Below are 25,220 nucleotides of genomic sequence, written 5' to 3' on the forward strand. Positions count from 1 at the left end.
CTTTCCCATTCACTGTGGGGCAGCAGCCTTCGGCGCGGTCACCCCGAGTCGCCGAAGAGTTCGGCAATGGTCCGCCGGATGAACGCTTCCACGATCGACGGCCTTGGCTGCTGCACCAGCCGAAGCGCCTCATCGAGCGCAGCTCGCGCCTGCGCCATGTCGCCCGTCCGGTGGTGACAGATGCCCAGTCCGCGTAGTGCCTGAGCCTGCCCGTTCCGATCCTTGAGCAGCGTGGTGATCGTCAGAACCTGGTCGAACAGCGGGGCTCCCTGCTCGTGCCGGCCTGACCTCAGCAGGAGCATGCCCTGCCAGAACAGGGCCTGCCCACGGCCCATCGGCGGGCAGCCGAGCGTCTCGTAGATCTCAAGGGACTCGGTCAGGTACGCCGTGGCCTGCTCCTCGTCGCCGAGATCCATGCAGGCTTGGCTCATGCCGCGCAGAACGAAGGCGACGCCGCCCGGGTCATCGGCCTCGCGCAGACCCGCCAGCGCCAACGAGTAGCGGTCCAGGGCCGCGTCGGGACGGCTCTGAAAACGCATCACCATGGCGAGGTAGGCGTCCACCGACGCAGCGCCGTGGGTGTCCTCCACAGCCTCGAAGAGCCCTCTCGCTCGGTGGAGGTATTCATCGGCCCTGTCGAACTCCTGGCGGTCGAGAGCCAGCATCCCCATTCGATAGGAAACAGCTGCCTGGCCTCGAGCGTCATTTCCCTTTTGCGCGCTCTCCCCGGCCATGTCCAGTACGCGTTGCCAGTCGTCGTACTGGCCGCGGAGCGGGAAGAGCGGCGAGGCGGCGCAGGCGAGATCCCAGGCGGTCTCGCTCAATCCCTCTCGCGCCACTCGATCGACAACCGACACGATCGTCGACCGCTCGACGTCGAACCACTCGAGCAGCTCGGTCGTTGACGTTCCGACGAGGGTCTCGTCGACCTTCCACCGTTGGGTAGCACCCCGCACCGTGAGGCTGAGCCCGCCGTACAGCGCGTGGATGAGTCGCTCGATGACGTCCAGGGTGGCGCCGTAGGCGCGGGCGCGCGCCGCCGACAACTCCTCGGGGCGGGCCTCCAGCGAGGCCCGCTCCCTGGCGAAGAGACGTACCAGGTCGTGCAGCCGGTAACGCGGTTGACCAGACGCCGAGCGACCGGCGAAGTCCATCAGTTGGGCATCTATCAGCTGCTCAAGCAACTCGTCGGTCCGCTCGGCAGTGGTGGCGAGCAGCGCGGTGGCGAGCCAGACACTGACCTCGGGAAGGTCGATGTCACCCAGTCGGCACAGCAGCGTCCGCGCCGCCGGGCTCAGCCCCTGGTAGCTCAGGGCGATGCTCGCGCGGACGTCGAGGTGCCCGTGGGAGAGCTGATCCAGTCGGATGCGTTCGTCGTCGAGCATCCGGACAAGCTTGTCGACGGTCCAGTGGGGCTTCGCTGCGAGTTTGGCACCAACGATCCGGATCGCCAACGGCAGGTACGCGCAGCGGCGGATCAGGGAGGCGGTGGACATCTCGTCGAGCACGGCACGTGGGCCGGCGAGCCGGGACAGCAGCGCTACAGCGTCCTGGGCTTCCATCACCTCGAGAGCCAGGCCGCGGGCACCGAGGGTGGGGCCCAGCCGGGCCCGGCTGGTGACGATCACCCCGCACGAAGCGCCGCCGGGAATGAGGGGCAGCAGCTGGTCGTCGTCGGCGGCGTTGTCGAGCAGGAGCAGTATCCGCCGGTCGGCGAGCAGCCCCCGGTAGAGGTCCACCCGCTCGTCGAGGTCGGCGGGTAGGTGCAGCCCGTCGACGCCGAGTGTGCGAAGGAACCGGCCGAGGACCTCGAATGAATCCAGTGGCCTGCTGCTGTCCATCCCGTGGAGGTTGACGTAGAGCTGTCCGTCCGGAAAGGAGCCGACAAGTCGGTGGGCGACGTGGATGGAGAGCGCGGTCTTGCCGACCCCGGCGGGCCCGGAGATCACGGCGATGCGCGCTCCGTCGCCGGGACCCAGCACGACCTGCTCGACAGCGGCCACCTCCGACTCTCGCCCGGAGAAGTCGGCGATGTCCGCGGGAAGGTTCCGCGGCGTGCTGAGTTGGAACCCGGCCGACGAACTCGGCGGATCACCGCCAGCGTGAGGTGGCGGCTGCGCGGTGGCGACCGCCGCACGGCTGTCGCCCTCCGCGACCTGGTTGTCAGCGCCCCGCAGAACCGCCAGGTGGATGGCCTGGATCTCGCTGGAGGGGTCGGTGCCCAGTTCATCCCGCAGCCATCGCCGCCAGCGGTCGAAGGACTGCAGTGCCTCGGGACCTCGCCCGGCCGCGGCGAGGGCACGCATCATCTGACCAATCAACCGCTCCCGGGTCGGGTGCTGGCTGACCAGCTCGACAACCTCGTCGACGACCTGCCGATGGTTACCGAGCCGTAGCTCGATGTCGAACAGGTCTTCTGTAGCGGTCAGGCGCATCGCTTCGAGGCCCTGACTCAGGATGGCCTGGGTGTCCGGCGGTAACCAGCCACCAAGTACCGGCCCGCGCCAGAGCGCCAACGCCGACCGAAGCAACATCCGTGACTCCACCTCGGAGCCGCAGTCCCGCCAGCCGCTGAACATGTCCCGGAAGCGCCGTGCGTCGACCTGCTCGGGTGCAGTCCGCAGGACATAACCACCGCTGACCGTCTCCAATGACGCGGGCGGATCGGGACGCTCAGCGAGGTCGAGGATCGCACGGACCTCGGACAACCGGGTCTGGACGACTGCCCGTGCTCGCGCGGGCGGACGTTCTCCCCACAGCAGGTCGATCAGCCGATCGCCGGTAACCAGCTGGTTTGCCTCCAGCGCGAGGATCCCCAGGAGCACCCGCTGCTGACGTCGAGCGAAGTGCAGCTGGCTCCCACCACTCCACACCTCGACCGGACCCAGCACCCGGAATTCCACCACGTCCTTCCCAGTGCCCAGCGCTGTCGAATGTGACGTGTCCCAGCGTTGGGAAGAATACGGGAAGGATACGGAAAGTGCTCTCGATGATCCTCCTTGGGACCGCTGCGGAGGGGCCTCGGTACCAGTGCCGTGCGAAAGACGACGACGATGTCGACCATCCTGCGTCGGCTGTCGGATGACGGGGGCGCACGGCGCGCAGACACCCGATGGCCCCCTCCGCACCGGTCAGTGTGCTGGCGACGCTCAGGGCGGCCGTGGGATCGGCCCGGTCATTGCCGTCCGCCGGCTCGGTGCACAGCGCCAACCGTTCGAAGGGCAGCCCTGCCGAGCGGAACGGGCCGGGCGAGGCAGCGCCCCACCACCGTCCGACTCGATCAGATGCTCGCTCGGCAAGACCGCCTCCTCAGAACCGCGCCGATGGAACAGGGTGCCTCAGTGCTTGACGACGCGCAGACACGAGGAAGCGACCCAGTAGGACGCGCCAGTCGGGTCGTCCCACAGTTGGACCTGGTCGCTGCCGGCGGCGAAGGCCAACACGTCGGCCCAGGTACCGACCGGCACCGTACGCACCGGCTGGGTCAGGGCCGAGTCGGCGTACACGGTCGTGGTCGGGCTGCAGATCGTGGTGTACGGGTACCTGTACGCGGCCTGGGCGGGGCCGGCGACGGCGACCGCCGCCACCATGCCGGCGGTCAGGCCGGCGGTCAGGCCGATGGTCGTGATCCTGCGCATGAGACACCTCGTTCGGTCGGGGATGGTCAGCTCTCGATTCTGGTCAGCCAGAGACGCCGGCACATGTCGCGCAAACATGTCGCGCAAACCAGTGACCGGTGCCCGACGAAGGTTGCACCTCTGCTGCCCTGCCCACCGCGCGCGATCCGACCGGGCGGATCGCCACGACCGCGACGGAAGGGCCACACCGGCGACACCGGGTGCCGTGCGGCGGCGGCACCCGGCGACCGGGTGCACCGCGAGCGCCAGCGCGAACGAGCGGCAGCCTGCCGGCACGCTGTCCGCCCTACCGCGGCCGTCGCGGTTTTCGGGATGGCGAGAGACCCTTCGGGTGAACGATGATGGCTGGTCCGCGGAGATTGATGAAGCTGTCGCCATCGTCGTCCCGCGTTGGCCGCGCTGGGCCCGGTCGCAGGTAGGCCCACACGAGACCGGGTCAGATCTCCCCGACCGCAGAGTGGCAGGTCACCGCCGGACGGACCGTCCCTGAACGGATCGGAGAGTTCATGAGAGCCGCATGGGACCGGATCGCGGCACGGAACCGGTTGCTCCGGCTACTGGTACGCGGCGGCGCCCGGCCGGCGGGAGCCCTGTTCGCGCTTCAGGCACTCGGGGCGGTTCTGCCGGCCCTGCACGCTCTGGCGGTCGGATACCTCGTGGCGCGGCCGAGCCCGGCCAGGGCCTGCATCGTCGCCGGCCTGCTCTTTCTCGACCAGACCGGCTGGTTGCTCCGCACGGCGCTCGGCACGCTTGTCGCCCGGCGGATCGATGGCAGCCTACGCGCGACCGTCCGTTCCCTCGCGGCCTCGGCGCCCGGTCTCGGCGAGTTGGAGAGCGCCGAGTTCCAGGACCGCGCCGAGCGGGTGATCGACGGAGGCGTCAGCATGAGCCGCCGCCGCTCGGCCGGCGCCGCGGCGGTCGGCCAGCTGACCCTGTGGTTCCGGATGGTCGGCGCGGCCGCCGCGACCCTCCTGCTCGCCCGGTTCTCACCAGTCCTGGCGGTGTCGTTGCTCGTGGTCTCGCTGGGTGTACGGACGATGCTGCGCCGGCAGTGGATCGGGCTGATCGACGTGCTCGACGCCGACCCGGTCAGTCAACGCAAGCTGCTCTACCTCTCCGAACTGGCGGTCACCGCGGCGTCACACGACGTCCGAATGTACGGCTTGACGGACTGGCTCGGCATGCGCTTCCGGGCGATGGGCATGATCGCGTACGGGAAGGTATGGCGTGGCCTGTGGAGCGTGCTGCGCCGGCAGTGGTTGACCTTCGTCCTGATCACCGCGATGGCCGCCGCAGCACTCGCCGTGCCCGCGATGGCGACCGCCGACGGCAGGCTGCGACCCGACGAGCTGATCACCTACGTGCTGGCGGCCTGGGGGATCTTCGCCATCTCCGGCATGGGCTTCGAGGCTTACGACATCGAGTACGGCCTGCGCGGCATGCAGGCAACTGAGGAACTGACCGCCCGGTACGCGGGCACCGCCCCAGGCGTCGAAGGGCCAACGGCGACGGGCGGGCCACCGACGGTCTGCCTCGAGGACGTCGTGTTCACCTACCCCGGCCGACAGCGACCAACGCTGGACGGGCTGTCGTTGACGCTTCATCCCGGTGAGAAACTCGCCGTGGTCGGTGCGAACGGCGTCGGCAAGACCACCTTCGTGAAGCTGCTCTGCGGGTTGTACCGCCCCGACAGCGGCCGGATCACCGTCGACGGACGAGAGCCTTCCCTCCCGGAGTGGCGCCGCCGGACGACGGTGCTCTTCCAGGACTTCGTTCGCTACCCCGCCAGCCTGCGCGACAACGTGGCGCTCGGCGCGCCTGAACTGCCCGTGAACGACGACGCCGTACGGAAGGCACTCGACCTGGCCGGCGCGGGTGCGCTGGTGGACGCCCTGCCCGACGGGCTGGACACCTCGATGTGGCGCGAGGGCGACGACGGCACCGACGTCTCCGGTGGCCAGTGGCAACGCATCGCTCTCGCCCGTGCCCTCTACGCCGTGCACGCCGGCCGCCGACTGATCGTGCTCGACGAGCCGACGGCACACCTCGACGCGCGGGCCGAAGCGGAGTTCCACGAGCAGGTCGTCAGCCGGGTGCCCGACGTGACGACCGTGTTGATCTCCCACCGTCTGTCCACCGTACGTCCCGCGGACCGCATCGTGCTCTTGCGCGACGGGCGGGTGGCGGAGAGCGGAAGTCACAGTGAGCTGCTCGCCGCCGGCGGTGACTACGCCCGGTTCTTCGCCTTGCAGGCCGGAGCATTCCACTACCGAGCGGAGTCGCGATGAGAAACTGGCTGCGTCTCCTGCGGCGCATCGTCCGGTTGGCTCTGCGCGTCGACCGCCGCAACTCGATCCTGATGCCGTTCCTCATCCTCAGCCAGGGTGGCGTCGTCGCCGCGACCGCGCTCAGCCAGCGCCTGCTCGTCGACGCAGCCACCGCCCGGCTGGCCCTCGGGATCGCCGGTGCCGTGCTGCTGGGTGCCGCGGCGCAGGGCATCGGCGGTGCGCTGGGCCGCGTGCAGGGCAACGTCCTGCTGTACCTCAACGGTCGCGTGCAGCTGGCGCTCAGCGAGGAGATCCAACGGACGGTGTCCGGCATCCCCACGGTGGCCCACGTCGAGCAGAGCGCGCATCTCGACCGGCTGAACCGGTTACGGATGAGCACCGGGTCGCTGGCGGCGCTGCCCTGGTCGGTGCTCGGCGCCACAGCCACCACAGCCAGCCTCCTGCTCAGCCTCGCCCTGCTCGCCTCGGTGAGTCCGGGGCTGTGCCTGCTCGGCCTGCTGGGCGTGCCGCTCATCCTGGCCGCCCGCCGGGCCGACCGGCGGCTGCGCGAGGTCCGGGACGCCACTGCACAACTCGTCCGACACGAACAGCGACTTCACCAGATGTGTGTCACTCCCGAGCCGGTCAAGGAACTGATCATCGCCGGGAGCGCCGGCGAGTTGGGCCGGCGGGCCGGAGCGTTCTGGGACGCGGCGACGGACCGGGAGGCGTCCGAACAACTTCGTGGGGTGGCCGTGCAGTCGCTCGCGTGGCTCGGATATGCCGCGGGTCTGCTGATCACACTCCTGGTCGTCGGAAACCTGGCGCGTGAGGGCCGGGCCAGCGCGGGTGACGTGGTTCTCGTGGTCGCCCTCGCGACCCAACTACTGATGCAGCTCCGGGCCGCACTCGACGGCTTCAGCACGGTGGCCGAGGCGAGCCAGGTCGTCCGCCACTACTGGTGGCTGCGCGACTATGCGCAGCGGTACGCGCGGCCCGGAGTCGCCGCGCCAGCCACGCTCACCTCCGGAATCACGCTGACCGGCGTCAGTTTCCGATACCCGGGTGCGCCAGCCGACGTCCTACACGACATCGACCTGGACCTGCCGGCGGGCCAGACCGTGGCGCTGGTGGGTGAGAACGGCGCCGGTAAGTCGACGCTGGTGAAGCTCCTCGCCGGCATCTACGATCCGACCGCGGGGCAGATCAGCGTGGACGGCATACCGATGAGTCGGATCGACCGGACCGGCTGGCAGAACCGCACCTCCGGGGTCTTCCAGGACTTCTCCCGGTTCTATCTGCTCGTCCGAGAGTCCATCGGTGTGGGGAACATTCGCCGGATCCGGGACAGGGCGGCTGTCGCCGAGGCCGCGGAGCGCGCCGACGCGGCACCCGTCGTGGCCGGGCTGCCCCACGGCCTGGAAACCCCACTCGGCTTCGGCGGCAGCGAACTGTCCGCCGGCCAGTGGCAGAAGGTGGCACTCAGCCGCTCGCTGCTGAAGAACGACGGGACAACGCTCTGCGTGATCCTCGACGAGCCGTCCGCGGCGCTGGATCCGCTGTCCGAGCACAATCTGTTCCTGCGCTATCTCGAGCAGGTGCGCTCCGCCACACTGCGCGGCGCCGTCGTCGTGCTGGTGTCACACCGGTTCACCACCGTACGGATGGCGGACCGGATCGTGGTGCTGCGCGACGGCCGCATCGCCGAGACGGGCAGCCACGCCGAACTGATGGCCACCGGCGGTGTCTACGCCGAGTTGTACGGGCTCCAGGAACGGGCATACCTCGGCGACCCGGGCTAGGGGTCCTGCATCCATTCCGCTGGATGCGGTTCGCTTATCGTTCTTCCCGTTTCCGCTCCCGCCGAGGAGCCGGTGGGCGCGTGATGGTGATGGCGGTCGCCTGCGGCCCGCTGGCCGCATCGGTCAGCGAGTGGCGCGCGACACAGGTCGAGGGACACCGCCGGCAGCAGGTGGTCGAGGCGGTACGGCGCCCGGCGCCCGGTACGATGGGTTCCGGTGCGCCGGGAAGTCTGGTCGGCAGATGGATCCGACCTGTCTTCCGAAAGTTGGCCCGCTTGTGACGTCGAACCCCCAGTCGCCCCCTCGTGTCCTCGGTCGTGGTTCCTGGGCTGAGGCACGGCGCATCGCCGCTGTGCTGCGCAAGGAGACGATCGGTGGCGCGCTGCTGCTGATCGGTGCGGTCCTGGCGCTGATCTGGGCCAACTCGCCATGGGCGCACAGCTACCAGGCGATGACGGCGCTCACCGTCGGGCCGCACGCGCTGCACCTCGACCTTTCGCTGGCGACGTGGGCGGCCGACGGGTTGCTGGCGATCTTCTTCTTCGTCGCTGGTCTCGAACTCAAGCGCGAGTTCGTCGCCGGTGATCTGCGTGATCCCCGCCGGGCCGCGGTCCCGGTAGCCGCCGCGGTCGGCGGCGTACTCGTGCCGGCCCTGCTGTACCTGGTGGTGAACTGGGATGGCGCGAGAAGGGGATGGGCGATTCCGACCGCCACCGACATAGCGTTCGCCCTCGCCGTACTGGCGGTGATCGGCCGGCATCTGCCGACTGCGCTGCGGACCTTCCTGCTGACCCTGGCAGTGGTGGACGACCTGCTGGCGATCGTCATCATCGCGGTCTTCTACACCGCGCACCTGTCGGTGCTGCCGCTGCTGGCCGCGGCGGTGCCGCTGGGCTTGTTCGCGGTGCTGGTGCAGCGTCGGGTGCGCTCGTGGTGGCTGCTCCTGCCGCTGGCGTTCGCCACCTGGGCGCTCGTGCACGCCTCCGGCGTGCACGCCACCGTCGCCGGGGTGCTGCTCGCCTTCGCCGTCCCGGTGCTGCGCTCCACTGGCGCCGGCCCGGGGCCGGGCCTGGCCGAGCACTTCGAGCACCGCTTCCGGCCGATCTCCGCCGGCGTCGCGGTGCCGGTGTTCGCGCTGATGTCCGCCGGAGTGGCAGTCGGCGGGCTCGACGGCTTGGCGGAGGCGCTCACCGACCCTGTCGCAGTAGGCATCATGCTCGGTCTGGTCGTGGGCAAGCCGATCGGTATCCTGCTCGCGACCTGGCTCGTCGCCCGGTTCACCCGGGCCCGGCTGGACGCAGGGTTGGCATGGATCGACGTGGCCGGGCTGGCCGTGTTGGCCGGCATCGGTTTCACCGTCTCGCTGCTGATCGGCGAACTCGCCTTCGGTATCGGCAGCGACGCGGACGGCCGGGTCAAGATCGCGGTGCTGGCAGGCTCCCTGATCGCGGCCGCGCTCGCCATGATCATCTTGCGGGTTCGCAATCGCGTGTACCGGCAGATCTACGAGGCCGAGCAGGTCGACAGTGACCGCGACGACGTTCCCGACGTCTACCAGAGATAGGTCCACCGCGGGTGGGGGCGCCCGGCGGCATCCGCGCGGTCAACGCGGTGTCCCGGGCGTATCGTCGGTGCATGCGCGCGAGCGATGTGGCAATCTCGATGGAAACCGTTACCGAGGACATGCCGGCCCGGGAGGCCGCACGGATCCTGGCGGCGCAGGACCTACCCGGTCTGATCGTGGTGGACACCATGGGCCATCCATCGACGGTGCTGGCCGGCACGCAGGTGCTGCGGATGGCGCTGCCGTCCTACTGCCAGGACGATCCGGCGCTGGCCCGGGTGCTCGACGAGGCCGCTGCCGACGTGATCCTGGACGGCATCGGTAGCCGCACCGTCGCGGACCTGCTGCCCCGCAACCGTCCGGACCTGCCGGCGGTCAGCGCCGACGCCACCCTGCTCGAGGTCGCCTCGGTGATGGCTCGGTCGAACGTGCCACTTGTCGCTGTCGTCGACAGCGACCGGGTAATGACCGGTGCGATCACCCTGGACGGACTGCTCGACCGGATGCTCGGCACCTGAGCGTCAGAAGAACCGCAGCCACAGGTACGGCACGGCCATCGCCACCGAGATCACGGTGACGATGAGACCGTACTTCGTGAACCCCCAGAACGTGATCTTGTGCCCGGCCCGCTCGGCGATACCGAGGACCACCACGTTCGCCGAGGCGCCGACGGCGGTGGCGTTGCCGCCGAAGTCGGCCCCGATGGCGAGCGCCCACCACAGCACCTGAGCCTTGCCGAGCCCACCTTCGGCGTTCACCAACTCGCTCACGATCGGGCTCATCGTCGCCACGTAGGGGATGTTGTCCACGATCGCCGACAACCCGGCCGACGCCCACAGCAGGAGCATGGTGGCCGGCCACAGCTTGCCCTCGACGGCCTCGGTCGCCGACCGGGCGATGCTGTCGATCACCCCGGTCGCGACCAGGGCCCCGACCATGATGAACAGGCCGGCGAAGAACACCAACGTCGGCCACTCGACGTCCTTGGCCACGTCTTCGGCGTTCAGCCGCGACAATGCCAGCAGCAGCAGGCCGCCGAGTATGGCCACCACCGATGGCTCCAGGTGCAGCACGGTGTGCAGGCTGAACGCGAGCAGCACCGCGCCGAGGACCACCAGGCTGATCACGACGAGGCGGCGGTCGCGGATCACGTCCGCCTCCCGCAGCGCCATCACCCGCGCGGCACGCTCGGCGTCGTAGCGGAATGCCTTGCGGAACATGATCCGGCAAAGGCCGATGAACACGACGAGCACGATCAGCACCAACGGGGCCATGACGTTCAGGAAGTCGGTGAAACTCAGCCCCGACCGGCTGGCGATGATGATGTTCGGTGGGTCGCCGACCAGGGTGGCCGCACCACCGATGTTGGACGCCATGACCTCGGCGATCAAAAACGGAATCGGCGGCACGTCGAGCCGCTCGCAGACCAGTAGCGTCACCGGCGCCACCAGCAGCACCGTGGTGACGTTGTCCAGCGCCGCCGACACCACGGCGGTCACCACGACCAGGATGACCATGATCGGGAACGGGCGGCCCCGGGCCTTCTTGGCGCTCCAGATCGCCAGGTACTCGAACAGGCCGGTGCGTTTCAGCACGCCGACGATCAGCATCATCCCCAGCAGCAGGAAGATGACGTTCCAGTCGATGCCCGCCTCTTCGGAGAAGAACGCGTGCTCGGCGTCGGTCGCCCCGATCGCCAGCATGATCGATGCACCACCCAGGGCCACCGCCACCCGGTTGATCTTCTCGGTGGCGATCAGGACGTAGGCGGCGGCGAACACGGCCACCGCGACCCAGGCCAGGGTGCTCATTCGGCGATTCTCCTGTTCTGGTCAGCCGCCATCGCAACGCCGACCAGGCTTCCCGGCACACCTGAGATCAACCTATCAGCCTGGGCGGTCGGCAACGGGCGTGCAGGCCCTCGGCGGAAAGGCGCAACCCGAGCGGGCGGCCGGTGTGGCGGAGGGCCCCCCGACCTCCACCAGCTGAGGCCGCTGGGTTGAGTTGGGATCAACCAGAGGCGATCAGTGGGAGGTAGTCGGCGCGTACCAGGGGCCGGTCGGACAGCGAGCCGTCGGCGCGGGGTACGGCCAATGGCCTGCCGTCGCGCAGGAACATCACGGAGGTGATGTCGTCGCGGCTGGTGAGGGTGCACACGATCTGCCCGAAGGCGAGGACCTCGTCGCTGCGGCCGGCGTCGTCGCCGGGTTCGTCGACAGCGACCTGGGCCTGCGCGCCAGTCACTGTCACACCTGCGGCGTTCACCGCTCCCGGCAGCGCGCTGGTGAGGTCGTTGTCGCGTTCCGCCGCCGTGGGTCCGCCGAGCAGGTCCCGTAGCTGGCCTTCGATCCTGGCTGGGCGGTCGACGCGTCGGGCCACCGGGATGATCCGATTGTCGCGGACCAGGCAGAGCGTCTCGGTGGCGGGGCCGGCCGGCGCGATCGCATCGGCTGGTGCCGACCGCTGGAACGGGCCCGGCGGGGGCTGCACGGCACGGGGTGCGTCGTCGGTGGGAATCCCACAACCAGTCAGCGCCGCGACGAACGCCACTGCGACGAGATACCGAGGGTTCATGTCAGACAGTCCATCAGGGTGACGCGGAAGCGGGCGCCGCCGCCGGGGCGGTCGGAGACGGTGATGTGACCGCCGTGCGCGGCAGTGTGCTGGCCGACCAGGGCAAGGCCGAGCCCGGTGCCGTCACCGGCACCGCGGGTGTGGGCGGCTCGACCGCGAACGAAGCGTTCAAAGATCACCTCGCGGTCCTCGACGGGCACACCCGGGCCGTCGTCGTCGACCTCGATCACACCAGCGCTGCCGTCGCTACCGAGCCGGATGGACGTCGGGCCGCCGCCGTAGGTCACGGCGTTGTCGAGCAGATTCGCCAGGACCTGCGCGACACGTCGCCTGTCGATCCGCCAGGTCGCGGGCGTGGCCGGCGCGAGGTGGACGATCGAGCCCGGCAGGTCGAGAGCGTCGCAGGCGTCGCGGGCCAGCGCCGTCACGTCCACCAGGGTGCGATCGGCGGGCTGGTCGCTGCGGGCCAGGTCGATCAGGTCGTTGACGAGCCGCTGGAAACGATCGATCTCGTCGGCGACGAGCCCGGCCGCGAGGGCGGTTCGCTCGTCCTGGTGTTCGCGGCGGCGGGCCAGGACGCTCGCCGCCGCGGCCAGGGTCTGCAACGGGGAGCGCAGTTCGTGGCTCACGTCGGCGGCGAAGCGGCGGTCGCGTTCGATGCGCTGGGCGAGCCGGTCGACCATCTGGTTGAACGAGGACGACAACCGGGTCAGGTCGGGGTCCACGGCCGGGTCGAGGCGGGCGGTGAAGTCCCCGGCGGCGATCTTCTCGGCGGCGTCGGCGACCGCCGTCAACGGCCGCAGGCCGTGCCGGGTGGCGTACCACCCGAGGGCGGCGCCGGACCCGGCCACCATGATCGCAACGGTGGTCAGCGCGAGAGCCAGCACCTGGAACGTCTGCTCCAACTCGATCAACGAGTTGACCTCGAAGTACGTTGCCGTCGCGGACAGGGGCACCCCGACCACCAGGGCGGTCTGGCCGTTGACGCGGACCCGCTGCACCGCCGGCCTGCCAGCCGCGACGACCCGCCGCAGGTCGTCCGGGATGGCGGTGGTGGTGCCCGGGTCGGCGGTGCGGGCGTACCACTCGCCGTCCAGGTGCAGCACGGGCCGCCGGCTGCCGCCGGTATCCAGCGACCGGAGCACCTCCACCACGTCGGGGGTGTCGGTGTCCAGGCCGGCGCGGACGACAGCGGCGTCGAAGTAGGCGGCCCGCAGTGCCGTGCGTTCCCGCTCGTCGATCAGGGACCGGCGGGTCAACCCGTAGGAGACGAGCGCCATCGACGCCGAGAGCAGCAGCGCGCCGACGGCGAACGCGGCAGTGACCCGGGTACGCAGACCGAGCCGTCTCATCGCTGCAACTTGTAACCCAGACCCCGCAGGGTCACCAGGTGCTTCGGGTTCGCCGGATCCGACTCGATCTTCTGCCGCAGCCGGCCGACATGCACATCGACCACCCGCTCATCACCGTTGTCATACCCCCAGACGCGGCTGAGCAACTGCTGGCGGGACAACACCCGGCCGGCGTGCTCGGCCAGCTCGCAGAGCAGCCGGAACTCGGTGCGGGTGACCGGTACGGGTCGGCCCGCGCAGCGTACCTCCCCCGCGTCGGGGCTGATCTCCAGTGCACCGAAGGCCAGCACGGGCACCGGCTCCGGCACCGCGACCGTGCTACGGGCCCGGCGGCGCAGGGCGCGCAGCCGGGCGGTCAGTTCCTTGATCGCCACCGGCTTGACGACGTAGTCGTCGGCGCCGGCCTCCAGTGCGGCCACGATGTCGTGGGTGTCGTCGCGGGCGCTGACCACGACGATCGGCACGTCGTCGTCCCGGCGGATCTGCCGGATGCACTCGAAGCCGTCCAGGCCGGGCAGCATCAGGTCGACAAGCACGTAGTCGGCCGGAGCGCGGCGTTGGTCGCGCAGCCCCTCCTCGGCGGTGGCCGCACCGACGGCCTCGTAGCCCTCGTCCTCAAGGGCGAGCAGCAGCGCCAGGCGGATCCGGTCGTCGTCCTCGATCACCAGTACGGCCGTCATACCCGGCATCATCCCCAGACCACGGGCCTGGCGACCAACCCTGACGACCGGCCCACGGATTTGTCACGCAACTGTCATACATCCGCGCGGTGACCGCCAAGTGGGCACGGCACGGTCGTAGGCGACCGGGTCCGTGACTGGGAGGGGCACGCCTGTGACAGCGCCACCGGCACCGACGCCGTGCACGTTACCGCTGGTCGAGGTAGGCGTCACCGAACTCGACCTGGACTGCCTGCCGGCGGCCGGAGCCGTATTCGACAAACTGCTGACCCTGCGCCCCCGGCAGATCATCGTCGACCTGTCGAAGTGCCAGCACATTGACGCCGCCGCGATCGGCCTGCTGCTCGATGTGCACCGGCGGCTGGCGCGTACCGACGGTGTCCTCACCGTCCGTGACCCGAATCCCCGTATCGAACGCATCCTGCACAGTGCCCGCCTCGACCGGGTGCTGCGGATCGTCGCCAGTCCCCCGTCGGGCCCGCCCGTCCCACCGGCACAGGAGCAGCAGCCTGATTCGGCGCAGCCGGCGCTGACCGGTCATGGCCGAACGTCCGTGCGAGGCCCACACCGACAAGCCCGTTAGGCAGATCGACGTCGGCGCGGTCCCCCTCCCCGCGATCGACGACAGACAGCGTGGGCTATGCCGGAATCCTGAAGCGCAGGCTTCCGGAGCATCGGTCCACCCCCCGGAAGGACACCAGAATGACAGTCGTCCCGGACGACCACCTGATGACACTGATCTGCGACACCTGCGGCGATTCCGTCCGGGCCAGCGCCTGTGTGCTCCCCGACGCCGAGGTCGTCTGGACCCTGGTGTCCGAACAGGGCTGGAGCGGCTCCCCCTTCGCCACCGGTCCGCACCGTTGCCCGCACTGCAGCCTGCTGCCTACCTCTGGCGGCGGTAGCGCACAGTGCGACAACCACGGTCCAGGCGGCATCCTCGGCATCGACCATCTCGACGACGTGACAGTCGTCGTCGTCACCGGCGACATCGACCTCGACACCGGTGACACCCTGCGCGCGGCCCTGCGCCACGCGGCCGACATGGGCGGACACGTGGTGATCGACCTCACCCGGGCGCACGTCATCGACTCCACAGGTCTCGGGCTCCTCGTCCGCGCCCACTGTGATGCCCGCGATCGGGGGGTCACGCTGTGTCTGGCCGCGCCGTCGCGGTTCATCCGTACGGTCCTGCACACCATGCGCCTGGAGGCAGCGTTCCCGATCTTCGACAGCCGCGACGATGCCCTCGTTCAGCTGTCCGGGCGGACGCGGTCAGGTTCTCCGGTTTCCGCGGCCGTGACAACCGCCCGTTCCTGGTAGCAGCCCTCAGCGGTGCGCTTGCCGGTGAGATCGACATGGGCTCGGCGCGGCCGTGGAGAGCCCAACAGCGGATTCCGCACCGCCGGACAACCAAGGAGTGCCGTGTCCATGTACTGGCCATCACCAGGCGAGAGCTGGTTCGCCGACGACTCGGACCAGCCCCAACCGGACCGCGAGGATCTGCGGATCGAAGCCCTGGTCGCCCAACGCCTGAGCGGCGATCAGGCCACCCGGCAGCAGCAGATCAGTGTCGCCGTACAGAATCGGGTCGTCATTCTGCTGGGCCTGGTGAACGACACGAACGCGCGGCGGGTCGCCGGCGAGCTCGCCTGGGACGTGCCTGGTGTCTTCGACGTCTGCAACACGCTGCGGCTCATGGGGCAGCGGCGCGGCCGTCGGTAAGGCTGCGGCTTCTCGCCCGGTCACCCCGGCGGGCCTGGCCAGAAGCTGAGGAGGGCAGGGCGGGACGGCAGGTTGGACATTCGTGGAGATCGATGTACCGTGGGAACGCTCCCAGATTGCCACCTCCACCCACCTGCTTGAGGAGCCCACCATGTCGCGACGGCGTTACCGCCCGGCCACCTTTCTGGCCGGGCTGATCGTTCTGGCCCTGTCCGTGTCGCTCATGCCACCGTCGTCGGTGGCCAGCACCGCCGCGGCAGGCCCATCGCACACCCGCGCTGCGCCACTCACCGAGTTGACCGTGAGATCCGAACAGGTGGCGTACGGCCTACAGCGTCCCATCGCGCTCACCGGGCTGCCGGACGGCCGGATGCTGATCGCGGAGAAGAACGGCACCGTCCGCTCCTACCACCCCGACACCGGATTGGCGGCCGCTCCGGTGCTCGACCTGAGCGCCCGGGTCGACACCTCGGACAACGAGCGTGGCCTGCTCGGCATCACTCCCGCGCCGAACTTCGCGCGGACCGGGATCCTCTACGTGGCCTACACCAGCCTACCGGCCGGCGCGTTGACCCTGGCGCGAGTGCCCCTCGGCGCGCCCGACCGGCTACAGGTGCTGCTCACCCAGGAGCACGCCGAATTCGGCAACCACAACGGCGGACAGGTCGCCTTCGGCCGTGACGGCTACCTCTACTGGTCCACCGGCGACGGCGGCAACGCGAACGACCCCTTCAAGAGCGGCCAGAACCTCGGCACCCTGCTCGGCAAGATCGTGCGGATCGACGTCAACCGCAGCTGCGGGGGCAAGCCCTACTGCGTACCCTTCGACAACCCCTTCGTCCGCACCGCTGGCGCACGGCCGGAGATCTGGGTCTACGGGCTGCGCAACCCGTGGAAGTTCTCCATCGACCCGGTCGACAACTCGCTGTGGATCGGCGATGTCGGCCAGGGCCTGATCGAGGAGATCAACCACATCCGCCCGGCGCAGCGCGGCGCGAACCTGGGTTGGTCCTGCAAGGAGGGCACGCCCATCTTCGACCAGACCCAGTGCCGGCCCGGCGTACGCCTCACCGACCCGGTCGTCGAGTACGAGCACTACCTGACGGAGAACTGCTCCATCATCGGCGGCCTGGTGTACCGGGGGTCCGTCACCCCGGAGGCACGGGGCACCTACATCGCCAGCGACTACTGCTCGACCCGCGCGTTCGCGGTACGCCCCACGTCCACGGGCGGCTACGAGTCCGCTGAGATCGGCACCTTCCCCACCCAACCGACGGCGTTCGGCGCCGACGTGAACGGCGAACTGTACGTGCTCAGTGACCTGCCGGGGTGGCTGAGCCGCGTACGGTTCGAGCGGGTCCCGCCAGCCACCGGCGGCGGGGCGGCAAACCGCTGAGCCTCGCCCACCCGCACCACCTCCGGGGACGGTCGCGTCGAGCGGCCGTCCCCGGCTCGCGCCGATGCGGACCCCTGAGCAGGCGACGCCGCTCGGGGGTGCGGTAGGGCTTACCCCACCGGCGAGCTTCCCGCTCACTGGCTGTCCCCCGGACAGGCCGCTTCCTAGGGTCACAGGAGAGCCATCGAAACATCACTCCTGTCCGTGCCGGAGGTGGTCACATGCATCTCTCCACCGATGACCCGCCCGTCGGGAATCGAGCGTCCGGGACGCTCGCCCGGATCGTCGACGTCGACGCCTTACGCGCCGTGGCGCTGCTCCTCATCCTGGTCGTCAACATCGCCTTCTTCGCCTCCGGCTACACCTTCCAACTGGTTCCGGATCCCGCGCACGACTCGTGGAGCGACCAGGCGGTCCGGTGGCTGGTCGAGCTGTTCCTCGCGATGAAGGCGTACCTGCTCTTCTCCTTTCTGTTCGGCTACAGCTTCACGCTCCAGCTCGATTCCGCCGCGCGGCGCGGCGTCGACTTCGCCCCACGGTTCCGACGACGGCTGGCCGGGCTCTTCGTACTCGGCATCCTGCACGCGGTGTTGCTGTTCCAGGGCGACATCCTGACCACGTACGCACTGCTCGGCCTGATCCTGCTCGCCATGCGGCGAGTCGGCGTCGGGACCGCGCTGCGCACTGCCGTACTGGTCACTGGTGGGATCGGCTTCGTCCTCGCGCTCGCCGCCGTCGGCGGGACCCAGCTGGTCACCGATCCGGCGACGGCACTCGCGGCGGGGCAGCGGTCCACCGAGGCCCTACAGGGCGGGCTCGGCTCCGTGATCACCGAGCACGTACGCCAACTGCCGGCGATGGTCGGCGCACTGCTCGTGCAGGGGCCGCTCGCCCTCTCGGCCTTCCTCTTCGGCTACGCGGCCGGACGGCGGCGGCTGCTCACCAACGTCGACGCGAACCGGCAGTTCCTGCGCCGGGTGCAACAGGTGGGCTATCCGGTCGGCCTGGCCGGTGCGGTGGTCTTCGCATCGGGCGGCGGGACCGCCAACCTGACCGGGCTGACGGCTGGCGTGCTCACCGCGCCGCTGCTCGCTGCCGCGTACGCCGCCACTCTGCTGCAGTTCTTCCAGACCGACCGGGGTCGCCGGGTTGCCGCAGTGCTCGCACCGGCCGGACGGATGTCCCTGTCGAACTACCTGGGTCAGTCGCTGCTCTGCGTGCTGGTGTTCACCGGCGTCGGGTTGGGCCTCGCCGGTGCCGTCGCGCCCCCGGTCGTCGTCCTCATCGCTGTCGCGATCTACTGTGTGCAGCTCGCCGCGAGCGCGGCGTGGATGGCCCGGTTCCGGTACGGGCCGATGGAGTGGCTGCTGCGGGCCTGGACCGAACAGCGGTGGCCACGGCTGCGGGCCGGGGTCCGGACGGGTCGCGAGTAGGGCGCTCACCGCTGCCAGTTGTAGGGCGTCGTCGTCGACACCTTGGTCAGACCGTAGCGTTCAAGGATCGGGCGCGAGTACTCGGTCGAGTCGCTGTTGATGAGCGTCTTGCCCATGGCGAGGGCTGAGCGGGCCCGCGCCGCGGTCAACGCGCGGTAGATCCCACGGCCGCGCCACTGCGCACGGGTCGCGCCGCCCCAGATCCCGGCGAAGTCGGTCCCGTGCACCGGCTCCAGCCGGCCGGCGCTGACGATCCGTCCATCCGCCTCCGCGACCCACAGTTCCATTCCGTCATCGCGGGCCAGGCGGCGCAGGAGGGCGTTCGCCATGTCATCGCTCACCGGGTCGTCAAAGGCTTCGTCCTGCATCGCACTCATCGCGCGGACGTCCGCCTCGTCGCTGACCCGACGTAGTGTCACGCCGTCGGGAAGCGGAACGTCGACGGCTAGCAGCCGCGCCTCACCAACCATGATCGACTCAGGCTCGTCCGCGGTGAACCCGTTCTCCAGCAACGCCTCGTGCAACCCCGGCGCATGGTCGTGCCCACGCGCCTTCCACTTGACCCGCTCGATCTCCGGGTCTGCCTGGTAGTGCGCGAGCGCCGCCGGGACGAGCCGACGAATCGTGTCGGCGTCCGCCCCGCCGAGATCGCGGTAGGTGACAAACCCGCGGCCACCCGCGAAGGTCACCAGACGCAGTGGCCCGTGTCGGGTGACGGAGACCGCGCTCGGCGTCTCGGCGTCGGTCCGAAGCTGCTCGTCGTAGGCCGCGAGCAGCCGAGCCGAATTGATCATGCCCGTACGCTGCGACAGCAGGGCCGGAGACGCAACTGGTTTTCAAATCAACCATCGGGTACGTCCAGCAGGCCGCTGTCCTACCGGCCGAGGCCCAACGCCCTCGGAGCGGCGCACACGGTGTCTGTCGGCGACCGGCCGCCCCACTCGTGCCGTTCAGCCTCGCACCTGCGTTCGTGGCTGGGCGTCGCGACGACGCTCGGAGCCGAGCACGAACGCATCGCCCAGGACATCGCCACCACCGACGCGTTCTTCCGGGTCGAAGGTTTCCGATGTCCGCTGCCCGGCCAGTTCGACAGTGCCCGCAAGAAGGGCCTGCCACCGGTGCCACCACTTGTGCGAACACTGCTCTATGCCGAGCTGACCACCGGGGTGCTGCTCGGCGTACAGGACGGGGCGCGGATCGACGGTGATCTGATCTTCGACCTGGCGCAGCAGGACGAGTCCTTCCCGGGCATGCGGGGCACTGTGGTGTGCCGGGCCGGCGAGCCGGTGGTCCGCGACGCCACCGCCATCGTGGCGTCGCTCTTCCAGGGCCCGGACCGACGCACCCAGATCGAGCCCGGGACCACGCGACCGATCTTCTACGCCTTCGGTGTGCCCGGCCTGAGCGAGGGACGGTTCGACTCGGCCATCGCCGCGGTCCGCGCGCTCTTCCCGGCCGGCAGCGCCGGAACCCACGGCTGAGAGGGCAGCACGACGTCGTCACCGCTCCTGCTCGTGATCTGTCCGATGGGCCTCGACGGCCCCGATCGTCCCGACCACGAGCCCGACTCCGAGCGGCGCGGCTGCCGACCGGGGGTCAGTCCTCGTCGTCCTTCTTCTTGTCGCGGTCCATGGCCAGGTCGAGCGCGAGGACGCTGCCGATGATCAGCAGCGGGTCGACGCCGGCGCTGACCTGCACGGCGTAGGTGTCCCGGATCGTCAGCCACCGCTTGGAGACCGTGGCCACCTCGGTGCCGTCGCGTTCGATGACGTACTCGTGGTTGAGCAGGTCACCCTTCATGTCCAGGTCGTCGGGCCCCGGCACGTCGATCGTGAACTTGTCGCGGAACGGCGTGAGCAGCTTCTTGCGGACCTCTGCGGCCTTCTCACCGCCGATCCGGATCTCGTACGTGGGACGCAGCGCCACCAGGTGCCGGTGCAGCGTGGCAACCTCATGCCCGGCGGCGTCCTCGATGACGACCTTGTTGCGGACGCTGAGCACCTTGCCGTCGACGTGGAAGACCTTGGTGCCGTGCTCGTCGAGCACGTCGAAGTCGTCGCCGATTGAGAAGAATCGCTCCCTGATGACAAACATGATTCGATTCTCCCCCACCGCGCGCCGACCCGCCGGCTGTGCTGAGGCGGCTTCGGCCGGTGCGCCACGACGTCACCCTGGTGGTCCACTGTATGGCCGTCGGTGAGCCCCGTTGACCTCCGCGGTCTGCCTGGCCACGATCATCTGTACCACCTCGTACGCCGGCAGGCCGCACCGAAGCGCCTGCCCGTCAGCCCGGCATGCGACGCTCAACCTCCGCGACCAACGGGCCACGCCGCGTGGCCCCCGGACACCACAGCCGTAGCCGCACAATTACCGACGTGACCGCACGACACCCCCGACCCCACACCCCTTGTGCCCGGAGGAACGTAGACATATGGACCACGCAGCCCAGCTCATCCAGGAGCGGAGCGCCCCGCCGGCCACGCTGGTGATCTTCGGTGCCTCCGGTGACCTGACCCGGCGTAAGCTGCTGCCCGCAATCGAGAGCCTGGCTCGGCACGAGCGGCTCCCGGACCAGTTCGCGGTGGTCGGCGTCGCGCGCACGCCGATGACCGACGAGCAGTTCGCCGAGAGCGCCCTCGGCGAACGCACCCTCGCCAGCAAGCGCCAACTGCAGGGCGGTGTGCGGTACGTGGCCGGCGGCTACGACGACCCGGAGACCTACCATCGGCTCGAGAAGACCCTCGACGAGCTGGACGCGCAGCGGGGTACGTCCGGCAACCGGCTCTTCTACCTGTCCACCCCGGCCGGGGCCTTCGAGCCGGTGATCAACGGGCTGGCCGGTGTCGGGCTCAACCAGCCACGCGAAGGTTCCTTCTCCCGCCTGGTCATCGAGAAGCCGTACGGGCGCGACCTGGTCACGGCCCGTGGGCTCGACAGCGTCGTGCACAGCGCGTTCGACGAGCACCAGGTCTTTCGGATCGATCACTATCTGGGCAAGGACACCGTCCAGAACGTGTTGGCGCTGCGCTTCGCGAACTCGATCTTCCAGCCGATCTGGGATCGCTCCTGGGTCGACCACGTGCAGATCACCGTCGCCGAGACCCTCGGCGTCGGCAGCCGCGGCGGATTCTACGAGGACGCCGGTGCGATGCGGGACATCGTGCAGAACCACGTGCTCCAGGTCCTCGCGCTGGCGCTGATGGAGCCACCGGCCTCGTTCGAGGCTGAGGGCCTGCGCAACGAGAAGGTGAAGCTGCTGCAGGCGATCAGGCTCCCCACCGACCGGGACATCGCCGAGGCCGCGGTCCGGGGGCAGTACACCCGGGGCGGCACCCGCGAGGAGCTGATGGCCGGCTACCGCGAGGAGGTCGGCGTCGACCCCCTGTCGCGGACCGAGACGTACGCCGCCATGCGGCTCAACGTGGACAACTGGCGCTGGGCCGGGGTGCCGTTCTACGTACGCACCGGCAAGCGCCTGCCAGCGCGGCTCACCGAGGTGGCGCTGCAGTTCCAGCGGCCGCCGCACCTGCCGATCCCGACCGACCAGCTCACCGGCCTCGATGCCGACGCGCTGATCCTGCGGATCCAGCCAAACGAGGGCATCTCGCTGCGATTCGGTGCCAAAGTGCCGGGCCACTCCTTCCGGGTCCGCACCGCCACGATGGAGTTCTCCTACGACCAGACGTTCGTCGAGGAGTCCCCGGAGGCGTACGAGCGTCTGCTCCTGGACGCGCTGATCGGTGACGCGTCGCTGTTCATCCGCAGTGACGAGGTGCAGCAGTGCTGGCGGATCGTCGACCCGATCATCGACCACTGGGGGAAGGACCACTCGCCGATCCCCACCTACGAGGCCGCCTCCTGGGGCCCGACCGACGCCGACCGGCTCATCGGCCGGCACGGCCGCAAGTGGCGCAACTCCGCGTGACCCGGTCGCAAGAAGCGCGACCACGCAGCTGGGCCCCGGTCACTCGCTCTCACCAGCGACGCGCAGCGCGGTCCTGCCGGTGCGCCGGTCATCAATGTCGATGGCCGGCCCGTCCGGGGGCGTCCGCGCGCATGGCAGAATCCCCTTCCGTGCAGGACAGACCTGTGGGCCTGGACGAGAGCGAACTGGTCGCGGCGCTGCGCGACGGGTGGACTGTCGACGCCGGTTCCCTGGCATACCTCCCGTTAGGTTTCGGCAGCTACCACTGGTCGGTGACCGACCGGTGCGCGGCGGTGTGGTTCGTCAAGGTGGACGATCTCGGCTTCGCGGAGGCGGGCCGGGACGCGGAATTCGACAGGCTGCGGCGCTCCTTCGAGACCGCGCTGGCCCTGCACCGCGAGGCCGGGCTCGACTTCATCCTGGCCCCGGTCCCGGCCGGAAACGAAGCGCCGTTGCGGCGACTCTCGTCGCGTTACGCCCTGTCGGTGTTCTCGATGGTCGACGGCACGGCCGGAGAGTTCGGCCCGTACCCACGCGACACCGTCGTCGAGATGGCGGGCCTGCTGGGGCAGCTGCACCGGGCCACCGCCGTCGTGGCGCACCTCGCTCCCCGAGCCGACCTGCGGCTGCCGGGACGGGACGGGCTGAACGCCGCGCTTGCCGATCTGGAACGGCCGTGGACCGCCGGTCCGTACGCCGAGTCGGCCCGCAAGCTGTTGGCTGTGCACGAGGAGCGGGTCCGGGCCTGGCTCGATGACTTCGACCGGCTCGTCGACGAGGTACGCGAAAGCGGCACCGAGTGGGTGATCACGCATGGCGAGCCGCATCCCGGCAACGTGATGCGTACCGCTGCGGGCACCCGGATGATCGACTGGGCGACCGTGCAGATCGCCCCGCTGGAGCGGGACCTGTGGATGCTCACCGACGCGTTCGGCAGCATGCTCGGTGCGGACACGATCGGCGCTGACGACGAGGTGCTGGCCCACTACACGCGGGTAAGCGGTCGGACCGTGACGCCGGCTGGCCTGGCCCTCTACCGACGGTGGTGGCCGCTCGCCGACGTCGCCGCCTTCGTCGTTGACCTGCGCCGGCCGCACGACGACGGGGAGGACACCGCCGCGGCGCTGGAGTACCTGGCCCTCAACCTCGGAGCCGCGCCGGCCTGATGACAGGGTGCTGCCCGGTTCGGGTCAGTCCTCGCGTCGGGGTGCGGGGTGCCGCTGAGCGGATGCCGCGACGAGAGGCGTGGGCGTAAGGTGCGGCCGATGACTGGTGATGCGTGGTTGGATGGGTCTCCGTCTCCGTCGCCCCTGCTACGAGGGCTGGCGAGGAACCCGGCAGCGCCGGTCGACGTGCTGCTGCGGCTGCTGGATTCGTGGCCGGAGCAGGTGTGCGATGGGCTACTACATCGCCGTGAGCTGCCGCCACCGGTGCGGGATGCGATGCTGCACCACCCCTCGCCCAGGATCCGCAGAGCGCTGGCCGCCCACCCGCAGGTCGACCCGCTGGCGCGTACCACGCTGCTGGCCGACCCGGAATGGCGGGTGCGGATGCGCGCGTTCGGCCGACCCGGCCAGGAACCGCTGCCTGACGACGTGCTGGTCAGGTTGTTGACCGAGCTCGACGGTCCGCCCTCCGACATACCGTTCAGCCGAGAGGAATTGATCGGCGAGTTGTTCGCAGCGACAAGGTATGACCAGCGTCTGTTCCGGCTGGCCGCCGCGCACCCCCGACCGGGTGTACGCCGGTTCGCGGCCGGTTCCTCGTACTGGCTGGACGAGCGGTCGCGCCAGGCGCTGCTGGAGGATGAGGTGCCCGACGTACGGGCGGCCGCCGTGGCGTCCCTCGCGCGCCAGCAGCAGGTGATGGAGCCGGCCGATCTGCCGGACCAGCACAGTCACGCATTCTGGTACGTGCTGCAGCGTCCACTGTCCCGGGCGCTGGTCGATCACGTGCTCGCCAGCGGCGACACGGATGCGCTGCGGGTAATGGGCGAGAACCCGGGCGTCCCGCCGGACGTGGTCGAGACGCTGCTGCGCCACCCCGACCCGTCGGTCCGGCAAGGAGTCACCTGTCGCGTCGACCTGACCGACGACCAGCTCGTCAGGCTCGCCACCGACCCAGCGGTCGAGGTCCGCACCGCGGTCTCCACTCATCCCGGCCTCACCGAGCAGCAGCGGGCGGGCATCGACATCGACGTGACCACCGTGCCGGGCGATGGCCACTTCGGCTCCGTGGACGTCCGCTGCCGTTGGGTCCCGTATCCCAACGATGCCGCGCCGGACATCACCGATGCGCTGCGGTGGGCCCGTTCGGCCAATCCGCTGCTGCGCCGACGAGCGGCCCGCCACGCCGGGTTGCCGGCGGACATCGTCACTGTCCTCGCCGACGACTCCGACCTGGGCGTACGGGTCCTGCTCGCCCAGCACCACCCGGCTGCGCCGCCGGCGTTGCTGCTGCGCTGCTACCTGGAGTACCACTGCTGCGGCCGGGACCGGCTCAGCGAGCTGCCACAGTTCCCCACCGAAGGACTGGCCCGCTTCGCCGACAACCCGGACCCGGCGATACGACGGCTCGTCGCCCTCGACCCGCACGCCGACCCCGACCTCGTCGACCGACTCAGCACCGACGCGGACGCCACAGTGCGAGAGGCGATGGCAAGCAGCCCACGCCTTCCGGCACCGCGGGTCACCGCGCTTCTCGACGACCCCGAACTGGCCGAGGCCGCCGCGGCAAACCCGGCCCTGACTGTCGATCACATCCAACAGATCCTGGACCGCAGCGCCCCCGGCTGACACCGGACCACCGGGATGGCGGCGCTGACCGCGAACACTGGCGCATGCCGCCGCTCGCGCGCGCTCTCC

At 69.9% G+C, this 25,220-nt stretch carries 21 protein-coding genes; 13 read left to right on the top strand and 8 right to left on the bottom strand.

Translation table 11 applies throughout. From position 1 onward, the window contains the following. Positions 1–38: 38 nt before the first annotated feature. Together AB0B85_RS01535 and AB0B85_RS01540 are read right to left on the bottom strand one after the other, a co-directional pair. On the bottom strand, positions 39–2,903 hold the full coding sequence (locus AB0B85_RS01535; RefSeq protein ID WP_357402334.1) for a BTAD domain-containing putative transcriptional regulator: 2,865 nt from the start codon (positions 2,901–2,903) through the stop codon (positions 39–41). A gap of 435 nt (positions 2,904–3,338) precedes the next feature. Next, positions 3,339–3,638, bottom strand: a complete 300-nt coding sequence (locus AB0B85_RS01540) for a hypothetical protein (protein WP_357402336.1) — start codon at positions 3,636–3,638, stop codon at positions 3,339–3,341. Between the two features lie 506 nt (positions 3,639–4,144). On the opposite strand from AB0B85_RS01540, the gene AB0B85_RS01545 reads away from it, so the two are divergent. The 4 genes from AB0B85_RS01545 (at position 4,145) to AB0B85_RS01560 (ending at position 9,789) form a co-directional block, all read left to right on the top strand. Further along, the gene (locus AB0B85_RS01545) at positions 4,145–5,926 is read left to right on the top strand and encodes an ABC transporter ATP-binding protein (protein ID WP_357402338.1); all 1,782 of its coding nucleotides are present in this window, start codon (positions 4,145–4,147) and stop codon (positions 5,924–5,926) included. Then, positions 5,923–7,707, top strand: a complete 1,785-nt coding sequence (locus tag AB0B85_RS01550; RefSeq protein ID WP_357402340.1) for an ABC transporter ATP-binding protein — start codon at positions 5,923–5,925, stop codon at positions 7,705–7,707. Before AB0B85_RS01545 ends, AB0B85_RS01550 begins: the two co-directional genes overlap by 4 nt. 241 nt (positions 7,708–7,948) lie before the next feature. After that, positions 7,949–9,271 carry a Na+/H+ antiporter NhaA gene (nhaA, locus tag AB0B85_RS01555; RefSeq protein ID WP_357402342.1) on the top strand — a complete coding sequence of 441 codons (1,323 nt, stop codon included), beginning with the start codon at positions 7,949–7,951 and terminating at the stop codon, positions 9,269–9,271. Positions 9,272–9,342: 71 nt separating this feature from the next. After that, positions 9,343–9,789, top strand: coding sequence for a CBS domain-containing protein (locus tag AB0B85_RS01560; protein WP_357402344.1), 447 nt, complete (start codon positions 9,343–9,345; stop codon positions 9,787–9,789). A gap of 3 nt (positions 9,790–9,792) precedes the next feature. Here AB0B85_RS01560 and AB0B85_RS01565 read toward each other — a convergent pair whose 3' ends face one another. The 4 genes from AB0B85_RS01565 to AB0B85_RS01580 form a co-directional block, all read right to left on the bottom strand. Beyond that, a complete protein-coding gene (locus tag AB0B85_RS01565; RefSeq protein WP_357402346.1) occupies positions 9,793–11,082 on the bottom strand; it encodes an ArsB/NhaD family transporter in 1,290 nt (429 codons plus the stop codon). Positions 11,083–11,281: 199 nt separating this feature from the next. Beyond that, positions 11,282–11,845 (bottom strand): GerMN domain-containing protein, encoded by a 564-nt coding sequence (locus AB0B85_RS01570; protein ID WP_357402349.1) that lies wholly within the window; start codon positions 11,843–11,845, stop codon positions 11,282–11,284. Continuing rightward, a complete protein-coding gene (locus AB0B85_RS01575; protein WP_357402351.1) occupies positions 11,842–13,197 on the bottom strand; it encodes a HAMP domain-containing sensor histidine kinase in 1,356 nt (451 codons plus the stop codon). Before AB0B85_RS01575 ends, AB0B85_RS01570 begins: the two co-directional genes overlap by 4 nt. Then, entirely contained in the window at positions 13,194–13,877 is a 684-nt protein-coding gene (locus AB0B85_RS01580; RefSeq protein WP_357402353.1) for a response regulator transcription factor, read from the bottom strand. The genes AB0B85_RS01575 and AB0B85_RS01580 overlap by 4 nt, the downstream gene beginning before the upstream one ends. 154 nt (positions 13,878–14,031) lie before the next feature. Between AB0B85_RS01580 and AB0B85_RS01585 the strand changes: the two genes are divergently transcribed. From AB0B85_RS01585 to AB0B85_RS01605, 5 genes are all read left to right on the top strand, one after another. Next, the gene (locus tag AB0B85_RS01585; protein WP_357402355.1) at positions 14,032–14,460 is read left to right on the top strand and encodes an STAS domain-containing protein; all 429 of its coding nucleotides are present in this window, start codon (positions 14,032–14,034) and stop codon (positions 14,458–14,460) included. 119 nt (positions 14,461–14,579) lie between these two features. Then, complete coding sequence (locus tag AB0B85_RS01590) at positions 14,580–15,200, top strand: STAS domain-containing protein (protein WP_357402357.1); 621 nt, start codon at positions 14,580–14,582, stop codon at positions 15,198–15,200. A gap of 108 nt (positions 15,201–15,308) precedes the next feature. Then, positions 15,309–15,602 carry a BON domain-containing protein gene (locus AB0B85_RS01595; protein WP_357402417.1) on the top strand — a complete coding sequence of 98 codons (294 nt, stop codon included), beginning with the start codon at positions 15,309–15,311 and terminating at the stop codon, positions 15,600–15,602. 82 nt (positions 15,603–15,684) lie between these two features. Then, a complete protein-coding gene (locus tag AB0B85_RS01600; protein WP_357402359.1) occupies positions 15,685–16,998 on the top strand; it encodes a PQQ-dependent sugar dehydrogenase in 1,314 nt (437 codons plus the stop codon). Between the two features lie 221 nt (positions 16,999–17,219). Then, positions 17,220–18,431, top strand: coding sequence for a DUF418 domain-containing protein (locus AB0B85_RS01605; RefSeq protein WP_357402361.1), 1,212 nt, complete (start codon positions 17,220–17,222; stop codon positions 18,429–18,431). 5 nt (positions 18,432–18,436) lie between these two features. On the opposite strand, the gene AB0B85_RS01610 is transcribed toward AB0B85_RS01605, so the two are convergent. Then, positions 18,437–19,225 (bottom strand): GNAT family N-acetyltransferase, encoded by a 789-nt coding sequence (locus AB0B85_RS01610; RefSeq protein WP_357402363.1) that lies wholly within the window; start codon positions 19,223–19,225, stop codon positions 18,437–18,439. A 120-nt stretch (positions 19,226–19,345) separates the two neighbouring features. On the opposite strand from AB0B85_RS01610, the gene AB0B85_RS01615 reads away from it, so the two are divergent. Further along, complete coding sequence (locus AB0B85_RS01615; protein ID WP_357402365.1) at positions 19,346–19,912, top strand: hypothetical protein; 567 nt, start codon at positions 19,346–19,348, stop codon at positions 19,910–19,912. Positions 19,913–20,027: 115 nt separating this feature from the next. On the opposite strand, the gene AB0B85_RS01620 is transcribed toward AB0B85_RS01615, so the two are convergent. Next, on the bottom strand, positions 20,028–20,525 hold the full coding sequence (locus AB0B85_RS01620; RefSeq protein ID WP_357402367.1) for an LURP-one-related family protein: 498 nt from the start codon (positions 20,523–20,525) through the stop codon (positions 20,028–20,030). 337 nt (positions 20,526–20,862) lie between these two features. On the opposite strand from AB0B85_RS01620, the gene zwf reads away from it, so the two are divergent. The 3 genes from zwf to AB0B85_RS01635 all read left to right on the top strand — a co-directional run bounded on the left by zwf (position 20,863) and on the right by AB0B85_RS01635 (position 25,151). Continuing rightward, positions 20,863–22,356, top strand: coding sequence for a glucose-6-phosphate dehydrogenase (gene zwf / locus AB0B85_RS01625; protein WP_357402369.1), 1,494 nt, complete (start codon positions 20,863–20,865; stop codon positions 22,354–22,356). A gap of 230 nt (positions 22,357–22,586) precedes the next feature. Further along, positions 22,587–23,522: an aminoglycoside phosphotransferase family protein gene (locus AB0B85_RS01630; RefSeq protein WP_357402419.1), complete on the top strand. Its 936-nt coding sequence runs from the start codon at positions 22,587–22,589 to the stop codon at positions 23,520–23,522. Between the two features lie 99 nt (positions 23,523–23,621). Further along, on the top strand, positions 23,622–25,151 hold the full coding sequence (locus tag AB0B85_RS01635; protein WP_357402371.1) for a hypothetical protein: 1,530 nt from the start codon (positions 23,622–23,624) through the stop codon (positions 25,149–25,151). Positions 25,152–25,220: the final 69 nt, after the last annotated feature.

It is taken from the genome of Micromonospora sp. NPDC049044, from assembly GCF_040649215.1.
Lineage (GTDB): Bacteria > Actinomycetota > Actinomycetes > Mycobacteriales > Micromonosporaceae > Micromonospora.

What these genes read in the sequence shown, in the direction of transcription:
- AB0B85_RS01550 (WP_357402340.1), top strand. Translation starts at nt 5,923, where the DNA reads ATGAGAAACTGGCTGCGTCTCCTGCGGCGCATCGTCCGGTTGGCTCTG.
- AB0B85_RS01580 (WP_357402353.1), bottom strand. Translation starts at nt 13,877, where the DNA reads ATGACGGCCGTACTGGTGATCGAGGACGACGACCGGATCCGCCTGGCG.
- AB0B85_RS01570 (WP_357402349.1), bottom strand. Translation starts at nt 11,845, where the DNA reads ATGAACCCTCGGTATCTCGTCGCAGTGGCGTTCGTCGCGGCGCTGACT.
- zwf (WP_357402369.1), top strand. Translation starts at nt 20,863, where the DNA reads ATGGACCACGCAGCCCAGCTCATCCAGGAGCGGAGCGCCCCGCCGGCC.
- AB0B85_RS01635 (WP_357402371.1), top strand. Translation starts at nt 23,622, where the DNA reads ATGACTGGTGATGCGTGGTTGGATGGGTCTCCGTCTCCGTCGCCCCTG.
- nhaA (WP_357402342.1), top strand. Translation starts at nt 7,949, where the DNA reads ATGGATCCGACCTGTCTTCCGAAAGTTGGCCCGCTTGTGACGTCGAAC.
- AB0B85_RS01540 (WP_357402336.1), bottom strand. Translation starts at nt 3,638, where the DNA reads ATGCGCAGGATCACGACCATCGGCCTGACCGCCGGCCTGACCGCCGGC.
- AB0B85_RS01595 (WP_357402417.1), top strand. Translation starts at nt 15,309, where the DNA reads ATGTACTGGCCATCACCAGGCGAGAGCTGGTTCGCCGACGACTCGGAC.
- AB0B85_RS01565 (WP_357402346.1), bottom strand. Translation starts at nt 11,082, where the DNA reads ATGAGCACCCTGGCCTGGGTCGCGGTGGCCGTGTTCGCCGCCGCCTAC.
- AB0B85_RS01545 (WP_357402338.1), top strand. Translation starts at nt 4,145, where the DNA reads ATGAGAGCCGCATGGGACCGGATCGCGGCACGGAACCGGTTGCTCCGG.
- AB0B85_RS01605 (WP_357402361.1), top strand. Translation starts at nt 17,220, where the DNA reads ATGCATCTCTCCACCGATGACCCGCCCGTCGGGAATCGAGCGTCCGGG.
- AB0B85_RS01620 (WP_357402367.1), bottom strand. Translation starts at nt 20,525, where the DNA reads ATGTTTGTCATCAGGGAGCGATTCTTCTCAATCGGCGACGACTTCGAC.
- AB0B85_RS01610 (WP_357402363.1), bottom strand. Translation starts at nt 19,225, where the DNA reads ATGATCAATTCGGCTCGGCTGCTCGCGGCCTACGACGAGCAGCTTCGG.
- AB0B85_RS01560 (WP_357402344.1), top strand. Translation starts at nt 9,343, where the DNA reads ATGCGCGCGAGCGATGTGGCAATCTCGATGGAAACCGTTACCGAGGAC.
- AB0B85_RS01590 (WP_357402357.1), top strand. Translation starts at nt 14,580, where the DNA reads ATGACAGTCGTCCCGGACGACCACCTGATGACACTGATCTGCGACACC.
- AB0B85_RS01575 (WP_357402351.1), bottom strand. Translation starts at nt 13,197, where the DNA reads ATGAGACGGCTCGGTCTGCGTACCCGGGTCACTGCCGCGTTCGCCGTC.